The organism is Brucella cytisi (assembly GCF_038433355.1).
Taxonomy (GTDB): domain Bacteria; phylum Pseudomonadota; class Alphaproteobacteria; order Rhizobiales; family Rhizobiaceae; genus Brucella; species Brucella cytisi.
Map to the genome: position 1 here is coordinate 67,781 of NZ_JBCAUP010000007.1, position 23,071 is coordinate 90,851.

The following is a 23,071-nucleotide window of genomic DNA, read 5'->3' on the forward strand; positions in this document are numbered from 1 at the left end:
CTTGCGTCATCTATGTATTCAGCTTCGGCCTGTTGACGCTAATCCAGTCGATTACCGAGCGCGTGAGCAGCGCATTCTCTTCCGACAGACCAGGCCTGACATGGGCTACAAATTCAACGTCGGGCAGTCGCGGCAGTTGTTCATCGGCTACTATTGATTGTAGTTTTGCCGGGATGGAACCGGAATTGAGTGGCGAGACTGCGAGGCCGGCCCCGGCCATGGCCGTCAGGCTGCCAAGGCTGGGACTGATGCTTGCTATCCGCCATCTGCAGTTTTTCGCGGCGAGCGCTGCAAGGGCGGCATCCCTGTAAGGACACGGTTCAGGAAAGACGGCGAGCGGAATCGGTGCTTCGGTATCGAGCGGTGTCTTGCCGACCATCCATCGGAGCGGTTCATTCCACAAATGGATGCCGGACTGATCGCCCCGACATCGGCAGGCAATGATCAGGTCAAGTTCGCTCCTGTCCATGGATTCCAGCAAAGAGGCTGTGTTCGAAATCTGGATTTCCAACGTCCTGTCCGAGCGGGAATCCTGAAACTTTTTCAGCGCCGACGGCAGCCATGTACTCGTCAGATCATCGGAGGCACCCATCCGCAGATGAAACCCGCTGCTGTTTCCTTTCATAAGGGTCCGGGCTTCCTCGCTCAGGCGCAGGATCGCCTTTGCGTAGCCGAGCAGAGCCTGCCCCTGCGGCGTCAGCGCAACCGAGCGGGTATTGCGCTCGAAGAGGACGGTCCCCGTCTGTTCTTCCAGCCGCCGGATATGCGCGCTCACGGCCGATTGCGTCAAGTTCAGCTGTTGCCCCGCTCGTGTGAAACTCGATAAGCCAGCGACTGCCTCAAAGGTCCGCAACAGTGCGATATCGAACATTGATTCACCTCGAACGATCATGAATAGCATGATGATAAATCGTTTTTCATGATCAATAAAGTCTGATTGACTCCGGCCTGGCGGGAGATCGGAGGTCGGCAGCATGTTGCCGGAAACCTGGATACCGTTTGCCCTTGCTACACTTGCCTTCGCCATCTTGCCAGGTCCAGCAATCCTTTATATGTCCGCACAGACCCTGGCTTACGGGCACAGGGCGGGCCTGATGGCGGCCCTCGGCATCCATCTCGGTTGCTACATCCATATTGTGACTGCGTCCGTTGGACTGGCCGCGCTTCTGCACCATGCGCCTGTGCTCTATTCACTCGTGCGGATGGCGGGCGCGCTCTATATGCTTTGGCTGGGTGGAAGGATGATCTTTCCCGCCATCCCGGAGGAAGAAACCGAAATCCCTGCGAGGCACAAGCGCGTTCTGCGCGACAGCATCCTGGTCGAGATTCTTAATCCGAAGACCGCGCTGTTTTTCCTGACCTTCCTGCCGCAGTTCGTTGATCCGCAGGCGGCAATGCCTGACAGGCTTCAGTTCCTACTGCTTGGTATCATCGTCAACAGCGCTTTCTCGCTCGGCGATCTTACCGCGGTGGCCATCGCCTCCTTCGCATCGCCGCGTGTTTCGTCGGGCTCCGGCACCTGGGTCTCAAAAGTCAGTGGTGGCATCCTGATCGGTCTCGGCGCCGCGATCATAGTGCGCTTCATATGATCGAACCAGGCAATTGACGACGATCATTGAAAGGACTGACGAATGAGTATCTTCTTACGATCGCTAGCGGTATCTTTGTTCAGCATGACCGCAGGCGTGCCTGCCGTGGGAGCAGAACACGAGTGGAACGTCTACGACAATGTGCGTTTCGGCTATTCCGTCTGCTATCCGGGCGACCTGTTGACCGCGCAACCGGAGGCAGACAATGGCGACGGTCGCAAGTTTACCGGTGAGTCAGGTGCCGAACTGACGGTCTGGGGCAGCTACAATGTTCTGAAGCAGGACATTGACGCCCTCATTGGCCATCTTTCCGGCGATGGCGACACAGTCACGTATCGCCGCGTTACAACGGACTGGGCAGTCGTCTCCGGTCGCGGGAAGGACCACGTCTTCTACGCCAAACTCCTGCTGGAAGGAAATGCGGCGGATGGCGTCGACACAGTTCGTGTCTTTCGCCTGACATATCCTGCCAGCGCGGCAAACACCTATGACGCGGTGGCTGCACGGCTGGCCAAATGCTTCAAGCCGATCAGACGGAGGATCGACCACGGATTGCAAACCGGTCGCAGTGATGAAGTTCATCCTCCAATTCCTACCCTCAATTTGCCTACCCGCGAAGACGAAACCCGCTTCCACTCAACTCAGCACTAATCGCTGACGCAATTATAAGACGATCTATCGCATCATCGCGCCGACGTTCCCGCCATCGACGGTTATTACAGTGCCAGTGGACGTACGCGCATGCACGAGATGCAGAACCGCTTCGGCAACGTCGTAGCCCGAGACTTCCCGCTTCAACAGATTGCCTCGCATATAAACCTCTGGCGTCACGCCCCGGGCACGCGCTCGTTCCTCAACCATTTCATCAGTCATCAGGCCTGTACGTATCCTGTCGGGATTGACCGCATTCACGGTGATGCCATCAGCGGCATGTTCCAGAGAATACTGGCGCATCAATGCCATCAATGCTGCCTTGGATGTGCCATAGGGGCCGAAATCTGGTCCGGGGTTTACAGCCTGCTTGCTGACATTGAACACCATGGCGCCGCCAGTTCCCTGCTTCTGCATGACCTTGACTGCGGCGCGTGCAATATAATGATGGCTCCAGAAATTAAGATCGAATGCGGCCTTGAAGAGATCGTCATCCACAGATGTCAAAGCGCCCCGGAAAGCCGCCCCCGCATTGGAAACCAGTATATCAATCCCACCAAACTCCACCGCAATTTGCGCAAGTGCATTATCCGCAGAGGCGGGATCAGTCAGGTCGCATGCAATGGCAAAGCTATCCAGCCGTTTCGCTTCTGCACTAACCCGCTCCATATCAATATCGATCAATGCAAGTTCCGCGCCCTGGCTTTTCAGTTGTTCCGCGATGGCCAGGCCAAGCCCACCCGCGCCACCTGTCACCACAGCTACCTGTCGCGTCAACGGCTTTTCCGTCACTTTGGTGAGCTTTGCCTGCTCCAGTGACCAGTATTCGATGTCGAACAGATCTTCCTCTGATAGAGCTTCGAACCGATCCATCCCTTCTGCACCGCGAATGACCTCGATCGTCGCCTCGGCAACATCCGCACAGATACGAGCAGTTTTCTGTGTGTTTCCAGCCGCAAACAGCCCTATGCCTTCGACATAGAAAACACGCGGCATCGGATCGAGCATCTTCCTGCCACCGCCCACGCGTGCATTGTTGCGCTCGAAATAGGCCGTGTAGTCCGCCACATAGGTTGTCACGGCCAGTTTTACACCGGCTGCCCATGCTTCAAGATTTTTGACCTCCGGCTTTGGCAATGCCACACCAAAGCGCTTGATATGAATAACGTGTTCCGGCGTCGCATTCCCTCGTCGTACCAGATCTGCGACATCGGGCGCCCCGCAAAAATCAAGGACATCATCATTAACGCGATGCTCGAGAATGAAGCGCCGCGGTTGTCCCTCTGCCGTGCCAGGAAGTGCAATCGCTCCACGCAATATTGGTGCGATATCGGCAACCGAGGCCAAAGTTCGCCCGGATCGTGAGGTGCTCGCCGTTCCGAATGGACGCGGCTTGCCTTGGGCAATGCGCTTTTCAGCACGATCAATCGCAGCGATCATGTTTTCATAGGCTTCACGCGGATCATCCGACCAGGTGAAAATGCCATGCTTCAGCAGGATCATGCCGGGCGCATCGGGCCGTGCAGAAAATGCCTCCAGGCATGCCTTCGAAAGATCGAAGCCAGGCATGACGTAGGGCACAATTATCATCTCCGGAAAAACTTCCCGGATCATCGCTTCGCCACGTGGCTGATTAGTGAGTGCCACGATCGCGTTCGCATGGGTATGGTCCACGTGCTTGTACGGCAGGATCGCGTGAAGAATAGCTTCTACCGACGGGTTCGGAGCCACCGGATCGAGCAACAGGCGACGCTGCAGCATGACCATATCGTCATCCGACAACGTCTCGTAATTCACCATGGCCTTCAACGGTTCAAGATGCAAGGCAGGAAGACCCGCGGGTTCGATCTTGCTCATATCCCAGCCGCTGCCCTTGACGCATAGCACTGAAACTTCACTGCCATCGTGATCAATCAACGTGGTCTTGACCGAAGTGTTGCCCCCGCCATGCAAAACCAGCTTCGGCTCGGAACCCAGGAGGCGTGTTGTATAGGTGCGGATCGCGACATCGCGATTTACGCCTTGCTTCTCATACGTGCCGACGATCCTGTCGAAATCCGCCTGTGACCAATTTGATTTCATCTGTTGTTCCATTAGTTGCTGGCCTGCGCATCAAAGTGCAGACGCAAGGGTGCTATCATGTGAAATCTGGCATTTCCCATGGCGCAACAAAGACTTGTGGAGATTCCTTTTCCCCTCATATACAATTGACACCATTGACTGACATTAGTCAACTCGATTGATTGTCGTGTTGATCGAAAGGCTTTTCTGTGCAACTCAGGCACAACAAAGACAGTAGGAAACGAGTATGATATCGGGCGCTCAAACAACGTCTACGCATACCATCCCGGCCGAGTTCGATGATGCCGTCGTCTGGGCGGCATGGCTCTATTACGAGAACCAGCTTACCCAGAACGAAATTGCGCAGATGATTGGGGTCTCACGCGCAACCATCGTCAACTATCTGCAGGAGGCGCGACAAAGAGGCGTGGTGCGCATCCTGATAAATCCTGAAATAGCAACACGCACACATATCGCCCGCAAATTAACTGCGCGGTTCGGACTGTCGGAAGCGCTCGTCATTCCATCAGAAAAATCGTTCACGGCCGAAGCGCGCCTGAAGGCACTGGGCGCCGGCGGCGCCCGTTTGATGGAACGCATGGTGAAACCTGGCGAAACCGTGTGTGTTTCATGGGGGCGTACGGTACTCGCCGTCGCCGACGCAATTTCAATGCCACAGCCCATGGAAGGATTAACCGTGGTGCAGGTCACCGGTTGCTCCATCGGTAAAAGGGAATTTTCCGCCGAGCTTTGCACGTCGATTATGGCGCGTAACATGGGAGCCACCAGCATCAACATGCTGGCTCCCGCCGTGCTCAGTACGGCTGGTCTGCGTGATGCGCTGATGGGCGAACCTGTACTTCAGCGACAGTTCGAACTGATCGGCCAGGCCGGCTTGATCGTGTTCGGCGTCGGTGGCCTGGCCGCCGAAAGCACGATGCGTATCGCAGATGTAACCAGCGATGAGGAAATCGACGCGTATGCCCGCGAAGGGGCAGCAGCCGTTCTGATTTGCCGCTTTCTTGATCGCGACGGAAAGCAGATCGTCCGCGAACTTGACCGGCGCGTTATCGGCATCGAACTGGATGAACTGCGCCGTGTGCCCAACAGGCTCTGCGTGGCGGGTGGTGCGCAGAAAGTAGAAGCGATACGCGCGGTTCTGATGGGTGGCTACGCCACACATCTGGTTACTGATATGGATGCCGCCGAGAGGCTCCTTACAGATTAGAAAGCGGGCAGGTTTTCAACCCGCCCACTCTCCACCACCCTAACGCCGGACAGGCACCGTGTTCATAAATGCAAGCGTCTCATCATAGGAGCGAATACCCGCATCCGAGCCAAGGCCCGTTGCGACCAGTGCGGCAGACGCCTGAGCGAAGTTCAACGCTGTTTTCAGATCCATCTTGTGATGCAGGGCCGTGATGAAGCCGGCGTCGAAAGCATCGCCACACCCGGTCGTATCCACAACTTCGATCCGGAAAGAAGGCTGACGCACGATCTCGCCCGATGCATCCATGAAACAAACACCGTCGCCACCCAGCGTAAACACACAATGCTTCACACCGCGCTCGAGAAAGAACGCTCCTGCGCCTTCTACATCCGTAGCCCCCGAAATCTGTTTTGCTTCCTCGATCGAAGGCATGAAATAGTCGATATGCGGGAAAAGCGGGGCGATAAGATCAAGCGTGCCATCATTTGCGCCAAGGAGGTCGAAAGTCGTTATTCTTCCGCGTGCCTTTGCTTCTGCAAGCAGCTTTCGACTTGGCTCTCCGTCGAGCCTGGCCAGAAGGCCAGTTCCACCAAGATGGATGATTGGCGGTTCCAGGACTGCATCCAGTGCACTGTCGGCAATCTCGAAATGATCCGAGGCCCCACGCGCATGCAAGGCCGGGCGATCACCGTTGCGGCGGATATTCAGGATCGTAGACGATGTCGGCACGCCCTTCAGACGCTGCATCTGTGCCGTATCGACACCAAACCTTTGCAGCGTCGCGATAACGAAATCCGCCTTCTCATCGTCACCAACAGCTCCGACGGCCAGACAGTTCAGGCCGAGCTTTGCCAGATCGACCACCGTACCGCCTGCGGTACCCGCGACGGTCAACCGGATTTCATCGATAAATTCGACATCTCCGCCCGGTGGAATTGCATCGACCGGTCGACCGAGTACATCAAGAATATAGAGCCCGACGACCGACACGTCATGTGACATGAAAAACCTCCCAGAAAATGCATGAGGCCGCACCATGCAGACTTGAGCAAGGCACGTCCAGTTTGGCTTCAACTGCGATTGCGCAAGGCGAAGATCGTACCAGCGAGCAGGATGAAAATGCCGACGATAGCGAGTTGCAGTGTGCTTGGAATACCCACGAAGATCAGCACATTGCTGACGATCGTAATCAGAAGCACGCCCAGGAGCGTTCCGGTCACCGAGCCTGAACCGCCCGTGATCCGTGCCCCGCCCAACACAACGGCTGCGATGATTTCAAGTTCCATACCGGCAAGGTCGAACGGATTGGCGAGACGGTTGCTTGAGACGTGAACGACACCCGCAATGCCGGCCAGAAGCCCCGCATAGGCGAAGACGAAAATACGCACGCGAAAGAGGTTGATGCCAAGGCGCTCGGCAATTCCCGGATTGCCGCCAACGGCGAAGATCGCCCGCCCCATCAATGTCCGCTCAAGAATGAACCATGTCACCAGAGCCGCAGCGACAAGGACCAGAACCGTCGCCGGCAGAACGGAAACGACGCCGTTTGATGCGTGATGCGTAAACAGCGACGCCTTGCCGAAAGCATCCATCGCCACCGGAATATTCATGAACAATGCGGTCCCGACGAAAGTCAGCAGAAAGCTGCGGATCACATATTGCGTCCCGATGGTAACGATCAGCGATGGCGCTTGCAGTTTCTGGACAAGCAGGCCATTCAGAGCCCCGAAAGCGCCGCCGCCCAATGCCGCAAGGATCAGAATGATCGTCATCGGCATTTCGGGAAACCAGTTCGTGACCAACATGGTAAGTGCATACATCACGAAGGCTGCAATCGCGGTAAACGAAACATCGATCCCGCCCGAAGCGAGCACGACCAGAACACCCATTGCGAATAGTCCGCGCACAACGGAAGCGCGCAGAATATCCACGATATTGCTCATCTGAAGGAAGTCGGGATTGGCGCCAATAACCACCAGACAGGTCAGAATAATCAGAAGAAGCGTAAAGATTTCGGGCCGACGGCCCAGCAGATCCCAAAGGCGTGAGCCAATGCCGCGCTGACCCTTAGCTGCAACGCTGGCCGATGCAATCTCGGTCATTGTACCACCTCCTTCGACGTGCTGGCCATGGATTGGTAGATGGCATCTTCGGTCAAACCATCGGCAGCATGCGCTGCCACGATACGGCCCTGTCGCATGACGAGAATGCGGTCACAGTTCTGCAGGAGTTCCGGCAGATCATCGCTGATGATGATAACACCCATGCCCTCATCGGCCAGCCGCTGGATGATACGGAAGATTGTATCCTTCGACCCGACATCGACCCCGACGGTCGGCCCATGCAAGATCAGAAGCTGCGGGTTGATGGTCAGCCAGCGACCTATCAGGACGCGTTGCTGATTGCCGCCCGAAAGGGATTGCACCGGTATCGTGACATCTGGCGCCACGATCTGCAGGTCGGTAACGCTTTGCTCGGCGACGCGTCGCGCCCGCCGGGCACTGATGACACCCAGCGCATTGCGCAATCGGTCCAGGATTGGCAGGGTGATATTATCCTGTATGGGCTTTTCGAGGAAAAGACCTTCGGTGAGCCGGTCTTCCGGGACGTAACCGATACCATACTCAATGGCGTGCGCGGTCGATTGCGGGGCGATCTCCTGCCCGTTCAGGCGCACCTTGCCCCTTGGTGCCGGTCTGACAGCAGCAAGCGCAAGCGCAAGCTCGTTGCGACCGGAATCCAGCAGTCCCGTAATACCCAGAATCTCACCCTTCCTGAGTGTGAGCGAAACGTCCTGGAAGGCTTTGCCATCACCCAGCCTATCAACTTCGAGCAGGATATCGCCCAGTTTCGGATCGGTGCGATAGCGTGTTTCGCTGATTTCACGGCCCGTCATCCAGTGACTAAACTCCGCCTTGCTGTGCCCGGCGACGTCAAGCTCGGCAACCTTGAGCCCGTCGCGCATGATGATTGCACGTCCGCCAAGCGACTTGCATTCATCAAGCTTGTGCGTGACGAACAGAACCGCGATACCGTTGCTGCGAAGGCGCTCTACCACATGCAACAGGTTTTCAACTTCCTGACGCGTCAGGGATGTCGTCGGCTCGTCCATGATGACGAAGCGCGCCTCGGAAGCGACAGCGCGCGCAATGGCGATCAACTGACGGGTCGCCAGCGGCAGCGTGTCTGTCCGACGCGCGAGAAACGCGTTATCGGTTGGCAAATGCACTTCGGCAAGCGCACGGCGCGCGGTCTCGTGCAACAGGGAAATATTCAACCGGCGGGAAAGGCGGCCGGAGGCTTCAACGAGCTGTTCGGTAAATGCTACGTTTTCCGCCACTGAGAAATTAGGGAGAAGCGACAGATCCTGATAAACGGTTTCAATACCGGCGCGAAGCGCGCCGATCGCACCGAGATCACCGGCTCGTGCGCCAGTTACTTCACCATCGATCAGTATTTGCCCCTCATCGGCCGGCTGTGCACCCGAGAGGATCTTTATCAGCGTGCTCTTGCCGCAACCGTTTTCTCCCATCAGATGGTAGATCTGTCCGGCTTCGATCGTCAGGCTGACGTCTTTCAGTGCTTTCACGCCGCCAAAAGACTTCTTGACGTTTCTGACCTCAAGAAACGGTGGCGCAGAATGTGTCGTTGTATCGGTGGCAAGCATGGTGAAATCCTGAAACTACCTGATAGTTCTTCCGGGGTCGCCGTGATGCAGGAGGCCCCGGAAGTCAGCTTTGGTTCGTTCTGTCGCGATCAGAACGGGAAATTCTTGTAGTTGGACTTATCCGCATCAACCCAAGCCTGACCCTGAATGATGATGCCTTTGCCCGGCCCCTTGATGACGGTCATCTTCTCGTAGCCCGGCACGCCCAAATCCATGCCGTCCTTGATCTCCTCGCCCTTCAGAACGAGGTCCGAGACCTTGTTCATAACGTAACCGGCATCCTTCGGGTCCCAGAAGAAAATCTGGTCGACGGCGCCGCTTTCGAGATACGGACCGGTATCCTTGGGCAGACCGAGACCATACACACAGGTCTTGTCCTGCAGTCCGGCTTCCTCGACAGCACGCCCGATGCCGATCACGTCGATCGCAGACGATCCCTGGAACCCCTTGATATCCGGATATTTACGGAGAATTTCCTTGGCCTTTTCATAGGCGCGGTTGGCATCGTTGAATGACTCGTTCTTCTCTGCCACCAGCTCCATGTCCGCGTATTGCTTCGCGTTTTCGGCACCAGCCTCGACCCACTGGTTATGCGTAAGGCTGCCAAGCGATCCAACGAACGATGTCCACTTGCCGGACTTGCCCATGCATTCGGCAAGCTTTTCATTGATGCGGGCGCCGAATGCTTTGTTGTCGAAGGCTTCGATATCGACATCGGTGTTCACCAGACTGTCGCCCTCATGGGTTATGACCTTGATGCCGCGCTGGGAAGCACGCCGCAGAACACCTTCAAGCGCCGAAGGATCCATCGGCACAACCGCTATCGCCGAGACATTCTTAGCGACGAGATCTTCGATGATGCGGGTCTGCTGGGCAGCATCTGCCTTTGCCGGGCCAACTTGACTGGTGCTCACATTGGCATTGTCCTTGCCATAGGCATCAACGCCTTCATTCATTCGGGTAAACCAGTTTTCACCGGTAACCTTGACTACCGTCACGATGGTTGGCTTGTCCTGGGCAAAGGCAGTCCCTGCCATAACCGTACCCGCAAGCATCGTGGCGACTATCATTTTGGAAAACATGCTCATATGACTCCTCCATTAATATAAGCAGATTGTTTTTCGGTCGTCCGCCAGCGGCTTTGATCCCGCAGCCGCCGGCTTTGTCTCTATTGTCGTCCTGGTCGTAACCAGTAGCCGAAGTGCATACGTGCCGATGCGAGAAGCGCCAGCAGTAGAACACCCCAGGCGAGATCGCGGAAGAAATTCGAAATATTCATGAAATTGAACAGGCTCGACAGGATCTGCAGAGCCGTCGCAGCCATCAGCACACAGACGACCTTGCCGTATCCACCCTCCGGCTTGACGCCGCCCAGAACGGCAATCAGGATCGCGATCAGCACGTAAGACCCACCGTAGTCCCATTTCACCGATGAGTTGCGCGCTGCAATGATGATCCCGGCGACTGAAGCAAGCAGTCCGCACAAGGTATAGGTAATCAGAAGCATGCGCTTCTCGTTGATGCCGCCGTAGCGGGCCGCCCTGGCATTACTGCCGAGCAACATCAGCTTCACGCCGAAAGGCGTATATTTCAGCAGAAAAGACAGTGCCAAAGCGATCGCGAGAAACAGAGCAAAACACAACGGAATACCAAGAACAGGCATATTGCCGAAGTTATCGAGCGGCTCGATAAAACCCATGCTCACAGCGGAACCGTTGGTCAGGAAGACGGCGATGCCGGTAAACAGAAGCTGGGTTCCAAGCGTCGCGATCAGCGGCGTTAGACGGGCATATGCGATCACGATCCCGTTGGTGATACCGCCGATCATTCCCACTACGAGTGCCAGACCGGCGAAAACCCACGAGAACAGCAAAGGCGCATCGGCAGCTGGAATGTAATGGCGCGTGAGCAGGAATGCGACGACACCGGAAAGATTTGCCAGAGCTATGCCTGAAAGATCAATGCCGCCGTTGCCCGAAATCATTGCCAGCATGACACCGAAGGCGAGAAGCCCCAGTTCGGGAACCTGCGACGCCATGGATTGCAAATTATAGCTGTCCATAAAATTTGAGCCAGCCAGAAACCCGCCCGCGGCCAGAACGGCAATATTGATCAACGCCAGAAACAGCGTCTGTCGATCCAGGCTATTCGTTGACACGTCCATCCTCCCGCTAACGAGCACCTCTTGGTCCTTCAAACCCTGCCGCCTCCAGACAGTTTTACGATTTGAAGCTCAGTCCTCGATTTTGACATTTGTCAGACAGTTCTGTCTCTTGTCAACATCTTTCCAGACTTACAGAAATCTTCTGAAAAGTAGAGCTTCTGACTGAAGGGGCCCGGCGCTTGGCATTGCGCCCTGTCAAAGCCCGACAGGAACATAAAACCGCACTAACCATTTGAATATAAAAAGCCATTCAAACCTCCCGGTTTTAAGCGCAGTCATCCGGACCCAGCGCTTCTCCCGCTCTTTTCATCCTTCATACATCATGGGTTGACATTTGTCGATCCTTTACCGAATATTGTCAAAACGACGGCTTGATCGTCGAAACCGGCGGCAGCGCTGATTGTCGCCAGCGGAGGAAATGCATTGGAATTTCTGCTGGATGTGGAGGGACTCAAGAAGTCCTTTGGCGGCGTTGCCGCCTTGCGGAACGGTCGGCTGCAATTGCGCGCCGGCTCAGTGCATGCACTTTGCGGCGGCAACGGCGCGGGCAAATCCACGTTTCTGAAAATCCTGATGGGCATCCACGCCCGCGACGACGGACACATCCGGCGGCGCGGAAAAGAAGTGACATATTCCAGTCCAGCTGAAGCGCTGCAGGCGGGGATCGCGATCATCGAACAGGAGCTCAGCCCTGTTCCCCACATGACGGTGGCGGAAAATATCTATCTCGGCAGAGAGCCGCTCCGCCGTTTCGGCGGCATCGACTTCAAGACGATGAACCGGAACGCCCAAAAGCTTCTGGACCAGCTCGCGTTCAAGATCCGCGCCAATCAGTTCATGATGAATTTGTCTGTGGCCGAAATCCAGCTTGTGGAAATTGCCAAGGCACTCAGTCACGACGCAGAAGTCATCTTTATGGATGAGCCGACCTCGGCCATTGGCGAAAAGGAAGCCCAGCAGCTGTTTGCAGCCATTGAACGTCTTAAAGCGAGCGGCAAAGGCATCGTCTATGTCTCGCATCGCTTGTCGGAAATTTTTCAGATCGCCGATACCTATACCGTGTTTCGAGACGGCAGTTATATCGACAGCGGCAGCCTCGATGACATCACACGCGCGGAATTGATCCGTATGATTGTGGGACGGGAACTGGGCGAAGAATATATCAAGACGAATGCGCCGACAGAAATACCGGGCATAGAAGTCTCGGGCCTCAGCGCGCCCGGTAAGATAACCGACATTTCCTTTGCAGCGCACAAAGGCGAGATTTTCGGCATTTACGGATTGATGGGATCAGGCCGTTCGGAAATATTCAACTGTCTTTTCGGACTGGATAAAGCATCCCAGGGCGCAATCCGCCTTGAAGGCGAGCCGATAACCATCCGGCGCCCCTCTGACGCCATGGCGCTCGGACTGGCCTTCGTGACGGAAGATCGCAAACTGACCGGTCTCAATCTTGGCGACACCGTTCGCAACAATATCTGCCTTGCCAGCCTTCCGGAGATGAGCCCGCATTTTGCGATGAACCGACGCGAGGAATCGTCCGCCAGCCGGGAAATGATAGAGCGCTTCAGGATCAAAGTCGCACACGACACGATGGCCGTTTCCGGACTTTCAGGCGGCAACCAGCAGAAGGTCGTGCTCGGAAAATGGTTCCTGCGAAAGCCGTGCGTTCTGCTGCTCGATGAACCAACGCGTGGCGTCGATGTCGGCGCAAAACAGGAAATTTACCGCATCATCTGCGAATTTGCTTCCGAAGGCGGAACTGTCGTCATGATCTCTTCCGAGATCGATGAAATTCTCGGCATGTCTGACCGCATCATGGTCATGCGCGGCGGACAATCGGCCGGCATTTATCGCAGGGCAGAAACGGACGCGCAGTCGTTGGTGCATCTTTCGACATAAAGGCTGACCGGAAAAGCATCGCGTTTCGTCTGAGACCAAGGAGATAGAGCAGCCGTCTGCTACAGCAGATACGGCCGGTTCTGGAGAGGTAGAACAGTGTCCACCACAGAAAAAAATTCATCGTCGAGCTGGTTTGGCTCTGAACGCCGCAGACTGGTTATCCAGGAATACGGCATATTCATTGCCTTCCTGCTTTTGGCCACGATCCTCTCGTTCTCCAACGAATATTTCCTTACAGCAGGCAATATTTCCAACGTCCTGCTGCAGACCTCGATCAACGGCATTCTTGCCATCGGCATGACATTCGTCATTCTGACGCGCGGTATCGATCTTTCAGTTGGTTCTGTGGTCGCATTGGCCGGTATCGTCAGCGCCAGCTTCGCAACCACATCGGCGACGGCGGGCATTGCCGGCGCCCCGTATTCGCCGTTCATAGCCATTCCCGTCGGCGTGCTGGTAGGCATTGGCTGCGGCGCACTGGTCGGCACAATTGTCTCGCGCTTTGCGGTTCCAGCCTTCGTGGCGACGCTGGGCATGCTTTCCGCCGCGCGCGGACTAACGCTCATCTATGGCGGTGGCAAGCCAGTGCCGGCACTTATTCCGGATTTCCGCTGGATCGGGACCGGCAACATTCTGGGTATTCCGGTTCCGGTCATCCTGCTCGCAATCGTGTTCCTGGTATCGTGGTGGATTCTGAATCGCTCCCGGTTCGGACGTTATATCTACGCTGTCGGCGGTAATCCTCACGCCGCGAATACCTCAGGCATCAATATCTCACGGGTGCGTTTCTCCGTCTATGTCATCTCCGGCGGGCTGGCGGGTCTTGCAGGCATGATCCTGTCTGCCCGCACCGGCTCTGCCCTCCCGCAAGCGGGTATCAGCTACGAACTCGACGCTATCGCAGCCGTCGTCATTGGCGGCACCAGCCTGTCCGGCGGCGTCGGTCGCATCACCGGAACACTCATCGGTGCGCTCATCATCGGCGTCATGAACAACGGTCTCGATCTGATGGGCATCCAATCCTACTACCAGCAGGTCCTCAAGGGAGCGCTCATTGTGGGCGCAGTCATGCTCGACCAGAAACGCAATCAGGGTGCCTAGTCACCTTTCGCCCGCAACTATTTTCAAGAACGGCCTACCGATCGGTAGCCACACCAACTACGGAGGAGATTGCAATGAAAAAACTATTGATCGCGCTCGCTGCGGCATCCGCGCTGATCGCTACCCCCTCGCTCGCGCAGGACAAGAAGATGAAGATTGGCGCGGCCCCCTATGGATTGAACGCCGAGTTCATGCAGGTATGGTCAGAAGCCCTGAAGAAGCACCCGGCAGTCAAGAACGGCGAGATTGAACTGACTGTATTCGACGGCCGTTATGACGCGCTGGTTCAGCAGGAACAGTTCAACACGATGATTACGCAGAAATTCGATGCGATCATCTTCGTTCCCATCGACATCGAGGCGGGTGCTACTGCGGTTCAGGCCGCCAGCGACGCTGGCATCCCGGTTGTGGGATCGAACACCCGCGTCAATTCAGATCTGCTCGCGGCCTATGTCGGCTCCGACGATACGGTTTCAGGCTATATGGAAGCCAAGGACGTGCTCGACAAGATCGGCTGCAAGGGCAATGTCGTCATCCTCGAAGGTCCAATCGGCCAGTCTGCCCAGATCTCCCGTCTGGAAGGCAACAAGAAGGCATTGGCCGAATGCCCGGACGTGAAGGTGCTTGAAGACCAGACGGCAAACTGGTCACGCGCAGAGGCCCAGACCCTGATGGAGAACTGGCTGACGGCGCACCCCGGCCAGATCAACGGTGTGATCGGTCAGAACGACGAGATGGCACTGGGAGCAATCGAAGCGATTAAGGCGGCCAACCTCAAGGTCGGTGATTTTGCAATTGCCGGCATCGATGGCATTACCGATGCGCTCCATGCCGTCAAGGAGGGTACGATGACCTCCATTCTGCAGGATGCCAATGCGCAGGCGCAGGGTGCTCTCGACCTTGCGATTTTCCACGCCAAGAAGGGTGACTACAAGCCCCAGTCCGATATCTGGGCCCAGTATCCGGATATGCCGTTCAACGATGGCAAGGACAAGAACTACAATGTTCCCTGGACGCCCGTGACAGCTCAGAACGTCGACAAGCTCCTGGAAAGCCGCAAGTAAAGCCGCCTTGGCGGCCCGCCAACTTTGATGCAGATCATAATGGATGTGCCGGGCCGCCAAGCTCACAATCCAGACTCCCGAGGCAAAAAATGTCCGAACAAGCTCCTCAAATTGACCTGAACTTCCCGCTCTCCGGAAAAGTCGCCATCGTGACCGGCGGCGCTTCCGGCATCGGCGCCGCAATTTCCACGGCCTTCATAGCCAAGGGCGCCAAAGTCGCAGTACTCGACATTAGCGCCGACATTGCCAAAGCCAAAGCCGAGGACCTCGGCGAAAATGCAAAGCCGTTCGTTTGTGATGTTTCCAGCCAGCAATCGGTCAATGACGCAATCGCGGCGGTTAAGGATCAGTTTGGTGCGATCGATATCGCGGTCAATAGCGCCGGCGTCGTTTATCTGGCTCCCGCGGAAGATATTTCGCTTGGTGACTGGGATAAGACAATCGCCATCAATCTCAAGGGAAGTTTTCTCGTCACACAGGCTGTCGGCCGTGCCATGATCGCTGCTGGCAAAGGTGGCAAGATCATCAATCTCGCCTCACAGGCCGGGACCGTAGCTATAGAAGAGCACGTCGCCTACTGCGCGTCCAAGTTCGGCGTCATTGGCATGTCGAAGACCTTCGCAGCCGAATGGGGCAAGCATGGCATTTGCGTCAACACGCTTTCCCCGACCATCGTGCTCACAGAACTCGGCAAAAAGGCCTGGGCCGGAGAAAAGGGCGAAGCCGCCAAGAAGCGCATTCCGGCGGGGCGTTTTGCCTACCCGGAAGAGATCGCCGCTGCGGCCGTGTTCCTCGCATCTGCCGGAGCCGACATGATTACCGGCGCCGATCTTCTGATCGATGGCGGATATACCATTCTTTGAGCCCAGCGCTCGTTCATCTTACAGGAGATATCATGCAGCGCTTCATCAACAATCCGGACGAAGTCGTCGAGGATACCGTGAAGGGCTTTGTCAAGGCTCATTCCGACATCGTTCGACTTGCGGAAAACCCGCGGGTTATCGTCGCGAATAACGTGCCTGTCACTGGCAAGGTCGGTGTCGTTACAGGCGGTGGTTCCGGTCATGAACCGGCCTTTATCGGCTATACCGGCAAGAACATGCTCGACGCTGTGGCGGTGGGCGAGCTGTTTTCCTCGCCAACAGCCAAGAGTTTTCACGACGCCATACGCGAAGCAAATGGCGGCAAGGGTGTAGTAGTCCTCTATGGCAACTATGCCGGTGACAACATGAATGTGAAGATGGCGACCAGGCTGGCAGCCAAGGATGGGATCGACGTTGCGACAGTAGTTGCAAATGACGATGTCTGCTCGGCCCCTGCCGATGAACGCGAGAAGCGGCGCGGTGTCGCCGGCGAGATATTCATGTGGAAGGTTGGCGGCGCAAAAGCGGCAACCGGAGCCACACTGGAGGAAGTTCGCGCAACCGCGCAGAAGGCCATCGACAATTGCCGTTCGATCGGTGTTGGGCTCGGACCATGCACGCTGCCTGCAGTTGGCCATCCCAATTTTGAAATCGCGCCTGGAACGATGGAAGTCGGCATCGGCCACCACGGCGAGCCTGGCGTGCGGGTGGAACCGCTCAAGTCCGCGGCCGAGGTCGCAAAAGACATGTGCCAGATCGTGCTCGACGATCATGCGCTGGCGGAAGGAACAGAAGTCGCCGTTCTTGTCTCGGGTCTCGGGGCAACGCCGCTCAACGAGCTCTATATACTCAACGACACGATTGAATCCGAAATTCGGTCTCGCGGGCTGACCATCCATCGCACTTATATCGGCAATTACTTCACATCACTCGAAATGGTCGGAGCAACGCTGACGGTTATGGCGCTGGACAGCGAGCTGAAGGAATTGCTCGACGTCGAAGTGCGGTGCACCGCCATTTTGTAAGGAACAGACCTGTGCAAACACTCAATAACGCAAAAGCCGGAGACATCGTACTCGCAATGGTCGACCGGATTGTCGAGAACCGCGCCTATCTCAGCGAAATCGATGGCAAAATCGGAGACGGCGATCACGGCGTCAACATGGCCAAGGGTTTCAACATGGCTGCCGAACGCCTGAAGGGAAAGAACGAGGCTCTCGCAACTTCGCTCGATACGCTTGGCACCGTGCTCATGACCGAGATCGGCGGCTCGATGGGGCCGCTTTATGGCGTGATGTTTACCGAATTCGCCGAAAAAATCGACGGAATCGACAATATTGATGCAACTGCGTTCAGCCGCATGCTTCATGCAGGACTGGAAGGCATTCAGTCTATCGGCTCCGCCAAGGTCGGTGATAAAACCCTGCTGGACACGCTCGTGCCGGCCGTCAAAGCCTTCGATGAAGCCACCGCTACCGGCAAGACCTTTGCCGAGGCACTCGAAGCTCTGGTTGCAGCGGCCGAGAAAGGCCGCGATTCCACGATTGATCTGGTGGCGAAGATCGGTCGCGCCAGCCGTCTTGGCGAAAGATCACTGGGTGTTCTGGATGCCGGGGCGACATCATGCGCCATTATTCTCAAGGAACTTTCCGACGGTGCGCGGGCTCGACTGCAGTAAACAGCATCGTCATTCAGGCTGGCCCGGTGCACCATCACGAAGCCGGGCCGGTCACTCTTCGACTGACCGTGAACAAAAAATATTGTATTGCAAGGCAACCCGGTCGATAGAAGGACGAAACACGGGGATCAATGCAGACAAGATGGCGTCAAACGGAAAAACAACCGCAAGCAAAATCGGACAGGTGGAACCGGCTGACGGCATTCCGCTGCGCTATGGTGACGATCCTTATGTCTGGGCGTGCTGGCTTTATTACGAAGACGGACGCACGCAGGGCGAAATCGCCGAAATCATGGGAATTTCGCGAGCTACCGTAAACAGCTATCTGGCAGATGCCCGCAGCCGTGGTATCGTCAATATCTCGATCGAACCCGCACGCCTCGGTTCTCTCGCCATCGCCCAGGAACTCAAACGGCATTTCGGGTTAAGCGACTGTCTGGTGGTGCCCAATGACGACGGCGCGCGGACGCTTATCGACCGGCTCGGAACGGCAGCCGCACAAGCAATCACCAGGCTTTTGAAATCTGGTGACTCGCTTGCTGTTGCCTGGGGACGAACAGTCCTCGCCATCGCCGAAAATACCCGCATATCCAATCTGCAGGATATAACCGTGGTACAAGCAACCGGCGGGACGCGCGCCAGTTTCGCTTACACGCCCGAATTGTGTGCGGCGGCAATGGCACGCGCCACGAATGCGCATCTGATCAACATCACGGCACCCGCGATCGTATCCAGCCCGGATGTAAAGTCAGCGATTATCGGGGAACCGATTATCGTGGAGCAGTTCCAGGCGCTGAATAACGCGAACAAAGCGCTGTTTGGCATTTCTTCGTTAAGACCGAATTCGACAATCCATACCAGCGGCTTTTTTGAGAACGTCTCGATACAGGATTATCTGGCCAAGAATGCCGTCGGCGTCGTAGCCGGGCGCTTCATCGATTCTTATGGACAGTCCGTGTCCGGCCCGCTTGATGACAGGACAATCGGCATCACACTTGACAGGCTGCGGAACATCGACATGCGCATCGCCGTTGCGGGTGGCTTCGACAAGGTACCGGCAATTCTTGCCGCCTTGCGTGGCGGTTATGTCAATGTTCTGATTACTGATGCCGCGACCGGACGCGGTATTCTCAATGCGGACGGCGTGACTGAAATCGACAACAAGCTTTCCCAGAAGCTGCGTGCGGAACCGGCAGCCCACACGTCCAGCCATTATCGCACGCATATCAAGAAATTTCTGAACAGCCCCGATGATGTCGTCGAGGAAATGCTGGACGGTGCCACCAAAGCGCACCGATCCTATCTCACTCCGATCAACGGATCGAAACGCGCCCTCGTCGCACGCAATGGGCCCCGCAGGGGGAAAGTGGGGCTGGTGATCGGTGGTGGATCGGGGCATGAACCCTGCTTTCTTGGCTATGTCGGCAAGGGGCTTGCCGATGCCGTAGCTATCGGCAATGTTTTTTCCTCACCTCCGCCTGCCCCCATCCTCCAATGCGCCAAGGCCGCCTCGGGGGGAGAAGGCGTTCTCTTCGTTTACGGTAACTATGTCGGGGACGTGATGAATTTCGAGATGGCGGCCGAACTGGCACAGGAAGCCGAAATTCCCACTCGTACCGTTCTGACTACGGACGACATATCTTCTTCTCCCATAGAGGATCGCGACGGTCGCCGCGGGGTCGCAGGCAACTTCTTCATTTTCAAGGCGGCCGGCGCAGCCTGCGATCGCGGCCTGTCGCTTGAGGCATGCGAAGCGGTGACACGCAAGGCCAATCGGCGCACCTTTACGATGGGCGTTGCGCTGGAACCCTGTTCGCTGCCCCAGACCCGTCGCCACAATTTCGAAATCGGAGCCGAAGAAATGGAAATCGGCATGGGCATCCACGGCGAACGCGGTGTCATCCGGGAAAAAATGATGCCTGCTGACGCGATCATCGATCACATCATGGACCGGATTTTCAGTGAGATGAACGCATCGCCTGGGGACAGGGTGGCGGTGCTCGTAAATTCGTTCGGTTCAACTCCTCTGATGGAACTCTACATCCTGTTCAGACGCGTCGAGCAACGCCTGAATGCCAAGCAAATAACAATCGAGGCCAACTGGGTCGGCCATTACTGTACATCGCTGGACATGAACGGAGCATCCATATCCGTCATGCATCTCGATCAGGAATTGTCCGATCTCTTGTCGCACCCTTGCGATACGGCTTTTCTTCGGGTCAACTGATTAATGCCGCCTCTGGCGGTTTCATGAATTCCAGATTATCTGGGAGGTAAAAATGCAGGAAACTGCAGCGCGTCGTCTAAGCCGAATGTTTCAGTTCATCGCCTTTTCGATGAGAGAGGAAAAAGAGCGGCTTTCCGATCTCGATGGCGCAATCGGCGACGCGGATCATGGCATCACCATGGTGTTGGGGTTTTCTGCCGTGAACAGCGCGCTTGCCAAAGTCAATCTGGTGGAGACACTCCCCTCCGAGATTTTCGCTACAGCCGCTTCCGCTTTTCTCGACGCCGTGGGCGCATCGACCGGACCTCTTTACGCAACAGCGTTCCGCCACGCTTCCAAGGCGTTGAAAGCCCGTGAATCCCTCGATACTCAAGGACAGGCCGCCATCGTCGAGGCGATGACGCGAGGCATTCAGGACCGCGGAAAAGGACAACGCGGCGATAAAACCATGCTGGATGCCTGGATACCTGCAATGGAAATGGCGATTGATGCCCAAACGCACGGTCTGAACAGTCTGGAAATGTGGAACGCAATACTCGAAGCCGCTGAAAAAGGTTCGGATTCAACCCGGTCAATGATCGCAACGCGGGGACGTGCCGCACGATTAGGCGAACGCTCTCTCGGACATGTTGATCCTGGTGCTGCTTCCGCAATCATCATATTGCGTGCCATGCGTGACAGCTTCGCACATACCGACTAGTGCCTTATCGGTTCTGCAGCAAAAATTCTCACTGCATGGAACACACCTGAACTTTGGACGCGGCTATGTTGCAATCGCTTCAAAACCCTTTTTGAGAGAAAGCACTCACGCTGCGGTTCTGTCGCAAACTTTTTAGTCTTGCCAGGCTATGCCCCAGTCAGTGTCGGTAATTGAATGCGACAGATCCATTTACCGGATCGGTCGACCCGGTCGATCTATCGCAACAACGGGTCGTGCATCTTGACCAGTATCCAGGAAATGTGCTGATCAACATGAGCTATGCAGACTATGGTCCGCCTGGAAAAGTGCCGGAATTGGGGATCAGTACCCATATGGACCAGCAGTTCGGTATTCCCGACCAGACCATGCTTGCATTTGCCTGTGCAGCAATAATCCTCCTGGCCCTCGACTGGATTTATACACGTTTACGAGACCGGGCACGGGCCAATCGCAAGCCGAACCTGACCATCCCTTTTTATATTCATAAAACATGGGATGACCGTCGCTCATTATGATCATCCCAGATGGAAGTTATTTCTTTTTGCAAACTGTCGGCGTATCAAAACGTGCCGATCTCGCGAAATCGGCACGGTGAGTCCGTGTAGGCTGAGGCGAATGTTGAAAATCTCGAATGTCATTTTTGCCAATTTGAAGGCCAGTCAACATAGCGACCCGAGTGAAAGTCCTCCGTCCCGTTCAAACTCTTTACAGCTCACATACGGCAGGCTGAAACGTCGAAGTGTGTCATTCATGTACCGGACGTCGCAATAACCAAACAGAACGCTTTCGCCGACATCATGGATTGTAAAGTTACGCTGCTATTTCGAGAACACCAACAAGGGCGCGTCGAGTTACTGCGCCCCTGACGATAAAACTCGGCCTCGATACTCGACCGTTACCGGGTCATTGCATCGACAGTTTTTACAAGTTCGGCAAGCCCGTCCTCGGGGGTAAGATCACCCCGCATAACCTTGGCGATAACATCGCGTGCTGCGCGCCAGATGCGAACCGATGATCCAGTAGGATAGCCCTCCCACGGTCGCGCCAGTTCTATCTCTGATGCCACCGTCTTGAAACGCGGCTCCTTTTCGTAAAATGGGGCAAGATAATCAGCGCCGTCAGCCAGCTTGTTCGTCGGCAGATAACCTGTTGTTTCCACCACAATAGTTTGCCCCTGCGGGCCTGTGGCGAATTTCAGGTATTCCCATGCTGCTTTCTGGACAGCTTCGTCTTGCGAAAGAATAATCCCGGCGGCACCACCGGTGGGCAAGCCACCATTGTCCTTGTCATCGAGCGGCACTCTTATCGTGTTCAGTCTAAAGCGATCTCCAACCAGGCCTATAATCTGTGCGAGGCGTGCCGGGGTGTCTACGAAGTAGGCTGTCTGTCCGGCAGCAAATTGCTGACGCGCCTGTTCAAATTCCAGCAAGGTCTCGCCGCCTTCGGTCACCATACGGCGCAAAATTTTCAGAGCTGCGAGACCTTTCTCATTGTTGAACCCCGCCTTTCCCGTGTCCGGGTCTACAAGCTGTGTTCCCTCCTGGCGCAAAATGGTCTGCCAAAGCCAGTCATCCGGCCAATCGTAGATAGTATATCCGATACCTGCCATCTTCGGGTCGGCATCATGCACTTTCCTGGCACGCGCCAGAAGATCGTCCCAACTGGATGGTACTTCCTTTGGATCCAGACCGGCCTTCTCCACCGCATTCTCGTTGACATAAATAATGGGAAGTGAAGCATTGAAAGCCATTCCGTATTTTACGCCGTCAACGATGCCCAGGTTGAGCATGGACTGCGAATAATTTTCTGTCTTCCAGCTGTCCGGTTCGGCGTCCAGGAACGGTTGCAGGTCTGTGATCTGTTTGCGCTTGGACAATGTGCGCGCAAGCTCCGGCAACAGGTGATAGCCGGGGAAGTAGATGTCGGGCAACTGATTGGTCACAGCAAGCCGCTGCATCAGAAGGTGCCCTTCATCATAATCCTTCGCTGGAGCCCGGAATTTTATCTTTATGTCCGGATGCTCCTTCATGAAGGCCTGTGCGATCGGGTCGTGAAATTTTGCGAAGCCCGGCTGAGCATAGAGCACGTCCAGCGTCACGTCGGCGGCCACCGTTGTTCCCGCCATCTGCACGGTCAAAGCACTGGCAACGACGAATTTTAGAATGTGTTTCATTTGTTCCTCCCTGTGAAGCTC

At 56.0% G+C, this 23,071-nt stretch carries 20 protein-coding genes; 12 read left to right on the forward strand and 8 right to left on the reverse strand.

The window, feature by feature from the left end; translation table 11 throughout:
• Positions 1-10: 10 nt before the first annotated feature.
• Positions 11-976, reverse strand: a complete 966-nt coding sequence (locus AAE521_RS09345) for a LysR family transcriptional regulator (protein ID WP_071632465.1) — start codon at positions 974-976, stop codon at positions 11-13.
• Here AAE521_RS09345 and AAE521_RS09350 point away from each other — a divergent pair.
• The gene (locus AAE521_RS09350) at positions 975-1,589 is read left to right on the forward strand and encodes a LysE family translocator (RefSeq protein ID WP_342061163.1); all 615 of its coding nucleotides are present in this window, start codon (positions 975-977) and stop codon (positions 1,587-1,589) included. The genes AAE521_RS09345 and AAE521_RS09350 overlap by 2 nt on opposite strands.
• Before the next feature lie 42 nt (positions 1,590-1,631).
• The gene (locus tag AAE521_RS09355; RefSeq protein WP_342061164.1) at positions 1,632-2,240 is read left to right on the forward strand and encodes a hypothetical protein; all 609 of its coding nucleotides are present in this window, start codon (positions 1,632-1,634) and stop codon (positions 2,238-2,240) included.
• Positions 2,241-2,264: 24 nt separating this feature from the next.
• On the opposite strand, the gene AAE521_RS09360 is transcribed toward AAE521_RS09355, so the two are convergent.
• Positions 2,265-4,322 (reverse strand): bifunctional aldolase/short-chain dehydrogenase, encoded by a 2,058-nt coding sequence (locus tag AAE521_RS09360; RefSeq protein WP_342061165.1) that lies wholly within the window; start codon positions 4,320-4,322, stop codon positions 2,265-2,267.
• A gap of 226 nt (positions 4,323-4,548) precedes the next feature.
• Between AAE521_RS09360 and AAE521_RS09365 the strand changes: the two genes are divergently transcribed.
• The gene (locus tag AAE521_RS09365) at positions 4,549-5,529 is read left to right on the forward strand and encodes a sugar-binding transcriptional regulator (RefSeq protein WP_071632461.1); all 981 of its coding nucleotides are present in this window, start codon (positions 4,549-4,551) and stop codon (positions 5,527-5,529) included.
• A 39-nt stretch (positions 5,530-5,568) separates the two neighbouring features.
• On the opposite strand, the gene AAE521_RS09370 is transcribed toward AAE521_RS09365, so the two are convergent.
• The 5 genes from AAE521_RS09370 to AAE521_RS09390 form a co-directional block, all read right to left on the reverse strand.
• Entirely contained in the window at positions 5,569-6,513 is a 945-nt protein-coding gene (locus AAE521_RS09370; protein ID WP_071632460.1) for a carbohydrate kinase family protein, read from the reverse strand.
• Positions 6,514-6,581: 68 nt separating this feature from the next.
• On the reverse strand, positions 6,582-7,613 hold the full coding sequence (locus AAE521_RS09375) for an ABC transporter permease (RefSeq protein ID WP_071632459.1): 1,032 nt from the start codon (positions 7,611-7,613) through the stop codon (positions 6,582-6,584).
• On the reverse strand, positions 7,610-9,178 hold the full coding sequence (locus AAE521_RS09380) for a sugar ABC transporter ATP-binding protein (protein WP_342061166.1): 1,569 nt from the start codon (positions 9,176-9,178) through the stop codon (positions 7,610-7,612). Before AAE521_RS09380 ends, AAE521_RS09375 begins: the two co-directional genes overlap by 4 nt.
• 89 nt (positions 9,179-9,267) lie before the next feature.
• Positions 9,268-10,266: an autoinducer 2 ABC transporter substrate-binding protein gene (locus AAE521_RS09385; RefSeq protein ID WP_071632457.1), complete on the reverse strand. Its 999-nt coding sequence runs from the start codon at positions 10,264-10,266 to the stop codon at positions 9,268-9,270.
• An 80-nt stretch (positions 10,267-10,346) separates the two neighbouring features.
• Positions 10,347-11,342 (reverse strand): ABC transporter permease, encoded by a 996-nt coding sequence (locus AAE521_RS09390; RefSeq protein ID WP_342061188.1) that lies wholly within the window; start codon positions 11,340-11,342, stop codon positions 10,347-10,349.
• A gap of 423 nt (positions 11,343-11,765) precedes the next feature.
• Between AAE521_RS09390 and AAE521_RS09395 the strand changes: the two genes are divergently transcribed.
• From AAE521_RS09395 to AAE521_RS26750, 9 genes are all read left to right on the forward strand, one after another.
• Positions 11,766-13,244 carry a sugar ABC transporter ATP-binding protein gene (locus AAE521_RS09395; protein ID WP_342061167.1) on the forward strand — a complete coding sequence of 493 codons (1,479 nt, stop codon included), beginning with the start codon at positions 11,766-11,768 and terminating at the stop codon, positions 13,242-13,244.
• Between the two features lie 96 nt (positions 13,245-13,340).
• Positions 13,341-14,345 carry an ABC transporter permease gene (locus tag AAE521_RS09400; protein ID WP_071632454.1) on the forward strand — a complete coding sequence of 335 codons (1,005 nt, stop codon included), beginning with the start codon at positions 13,341-13,343 and terminating at the stop codon, positions 14,343-14,345.
• A gap of 74 nt (positions 14,346-14,419) precedes the next feature.
• Positions 14,420-15,409 (forward strand): substrate-binding domain-containing protein, encoded by a 990-nt coding sequence (locus tag AAE521_RS09405; RefSeq protein WP_071632453.1) that lies wholly within the window; start codon positions 14,420-14,422, stop codon positions 15,407-15,409.
• 89 nt (positions 15,410-15,498) lie between these two features.
• Complete coding sequence (locus tag AAE521_RS09410) at positions 15,499-16,272, forward strand: SDR family oxidoreductase (protein ID WP_342061168.1); 774 nt, start codon at positions 15,499-15,501, stop codon at positions 16,270-16,272.
• Between the two features lie 32 nt (positions 16,273-16,304).
• The gene (locus tag AAE521_RS09415) at positions 16,305-17,297 is read left to right on the forward strand and encodes a dihydroxyacetone kinase subunit DhaK (protein WP_071632451.1); all 993 of its coding nucleotides are present in this window, start codon (positions 16,305-16,307) and stop codon (positions 17,295-17,297) included.
• Positions 17,298-17,308: 11 nt separating this feature from the next.
• Positions 17,309-17,950, forward strand: a complete 642-nt coding sequence (dhaL, locus tag AAE521_RS09420; protein WP_071632450.1) for a dihydroxyacetone kinase subunit DhaL — start codon at positions 17,309-17,311, stop codon at positions 17,948-17,950.
• A gap of 142 nt (positions 17,951-18,092) precedes the next feature.
• The gene (locus AAE521_RS09425) at positions 18,093-20,177 is read left to right on the forward strand and encodes a bifunctional sugar-binding transcriptional regulator/dihydroxyacetone kinase subunit DhaK (protein ID WP_342061169.1); all 2,085 of its coding nucleotides are present in this window, start codon (positions 18,093-18,095) and stop codon (positions 20,175-20,177) included.
• Positions 20,178-20,229: 52 nt separating this feature from the next.
• Positions 20,230-20,877: a dihydroxyacetone kinase subunit DhaL gene (dhaL, locus tag AAE521_RS09430; RefSeq protein WP_342061170.1), complete on the forward strand. Its 648-nt coding sequence runs from the start codon at positions 20,230-20,232 to the stop codon at positions 20,875-20,877.
• Between the two features lie 170 nt (positions 20,878-21,047).
• On the forward strand, positions 21,048-21,392 hold the full coding sequence (locus tag AAE521_RS26750) for a hypothetical protein (RefSeq protein ID WP_374864958.1): 345 nt from the start codon (positions 21,048-21,050) through the stop codon (positions 21,390-21,392).
• A gap of 380 nt (positions 21,393-21,772) precedes the next feature.
• On the opposite strand, the gene AAE521_RS09440 is transcribed toward AAE521_RS26750, so the two are convergent.
• Complete coding sequence (locus AAE521_RS09440) at positions 21,773-23,050, reverse strand: ABC transporter substrate-binding protein (RefSeq protein WP_342061171.1); 1,278 nt, start codon at positions 23,048-23,050, stop codon at positions 21,773-21,775.
• Positions 23,051-23,071: the final 21 nt, after the last annotated feature.